This window comes from Thermogutta sp. (genome assembly GCF_014359955.1).
Classification (GTDB): Bacteria; Planctomycetota; Planctomycetia; order Pirellulales; family Thermoguttaceae; genus Thermogutta.
In genome coordinates, this window is record NZ_JACIYL010000867.1 from 1 (window position 1) to 1,768 (window position 1,768).

General features: G+C 57.0%; 3 protein-coding genes. 2 read left to right on the forward strand and 1 reads right to left on the reverse strand.

The window, feature by feature from the left end:
- A partial coding sequence (locus tag H5U08_RS17705; protein ID WP_297036146.1) for a [Fe-Fe] hydrogenase large subunit C-terminal domain-containing protein occupies positions 1 to 831 on the forward strand: 831 nt, incomplete at its 5' end.
- Positions 828 to 1,391: an NADH-quinone oxidoreductase subunit NuoE gene (nuoE, locus tag H5U08_RS17710; protein WP_297036149.1), complete on the forward strand. Its 564-nt coding sequence runs from the start codon at positions 828 to 830 to the stop codon at positions 1,389 to 1,391. The genes H5U08_RS17705 and nuoE, both read left to right, overlap by 4 nt.
- 78 nt (positions 1,392 to 1,469) lie before the next feature.
- Here nuoE and H5U08_RS17715 read toward each other — a convergent pair.
- Positions 1,470 to 1,768 (reverse strand): hypothetical protein (locus H5U08_RS17715; protein WP_297036152.1); only part of this gene is annotated, 299 nt, incomplete at its 5' end.

Consider the following 1,768-nt stretch of genomic DNA (forward strand, 5'->3'; position numbering starts at 1 on the left):
GAGAAGTTTTATCCGGAGTTGATTCCCCATGCGTCGAGCTGTAAGTCCCCAATGAGCATGCTTTCGACACTGGCGAAGACATATTACGCCGAACGAAAGGGAATTCCGCCCGAAAAAATTTTCATGGTGGCGGTGATGCCCTGCGTGGCGAAGAAATTCGAAGCCCAGCGGCCGGAACACCGCATGCCCGACGGTCGGCCGTACACAGATGCCGTGTTGACCACGCGCGAACTCATCTGGATGATCAAGTGCTACGGCATTGATTTCACAAGGCTGCCCGATGGGGAGTTCGACGCGCCTTTGGGAATCGCATCTGGAGCCGGCGATATTTTCGGAACGACCGGCGGGGTGATGGAGGCAACGCTGCGGGCGGCCTCACGGATCCTTACGGGCAAGAAGCCCGATCGATTGGAGTTTACTGAAGTTCGTGCCGTGGAAGGCCTCCGTGATACCTACGTCGCGATTGGAGAGCGAAATCTGCACGTCGCTGTGGCTAACGGTTTGAACAACGCCAAAGAGATTCTTAATAAGGTGGTATCCGGAGAGGATCATTACGACATTATCGAGGTGATGGCCTGTCCGGGCGGCTGTATCGGAGGCGGAGGACAACCGTATCCTCCCGAGGGTTATCACATCCTCGATCCAGCCCTGCTGCGGAAGAGGGCCAGCGCTCTGTATAGCATCGACGGCGCCAAGCAACTCCGCGAATCGTACGAAAACCCCGCTTTGGAAGAGCTTTACGAAACCTATCTGGGAAGCCCCGGTTCAGCCCGGGCCCACCAGCTTCTCCATACGAGCTATCGACCGCGATTGCCGAGGGGTATCCGATGAACACACACCACACCTGCACGTCCACGACTGACAACTGGCCCGAGGTCAAAGCCGTTTCAGAACGGATTCTCGGAGAGGACCTCGTTCAATTTATTGAAGAATGCCGAAAGAGCCCGGAGCCGCACAGTCAGCTCATTGCGGTTTTGCACCGGGTCCAGGCCAAGTTTGGATATCTGGGGGCGAGCCATCTTGATGCGGTCGCCCAACTCATGCAGATTCCGGCGGCAAAAGTCTCGGGTGTTGCCAGTTTCTATCATTACTTCCGCTTGCAACCACGAGGAAAATTCATCATTAATCTGTGCCTGGGGACCGCCTGTTACGTGAAGGGGGCCGATCGACTTGCGGAAAAGCTCAAAGACGAGCTCGGGATTCATTTCGGAGAAACTACCTCCGATGGACTCTTCACGCTGGAAGGTGCGCGGTGTCTTGGCGCGTGCAGCCTCGCTCCCGTTCTCGTGATCAATGATGAAATGCACGGTGCCGTCACACCGGATCAGATTCCCATCATTCTCGACCGCTACATCAAGCGTGCCCGGGAAGAAACCCAGGCAACTCCGTGAACCTGACTGATCTTCGTGCACGATCCGGGGAGGGAGTTTGCGCTTTTTAAAAAGGCGGGCTTGCGCGGTTGTGTTCGCTCAGTCCAAAAGTACACTGCGCAGACCGACCAGCAGGTCCCAGTGCTGCGTCGGCTTCGGCAGGATGCGTATCCGCGGCCAATTCTTGGTGAACTCGAAATCCTCACAAATGGGAAAGCCTGCCAGAAGGACCCAGCCGCAGCCCTGGGGTGATGCACGGTACGACCTGACGATCAGCCGCTGAATCTGACGAACTTCATCGGTGTTCGCTCCTCGGACGTCATAGATCGCAGCCTGTACGGGGCGCCAGTGTGCCAGGGCCTCTTCTGGTGTGGCTACCAGCACCGGAACGGACCACC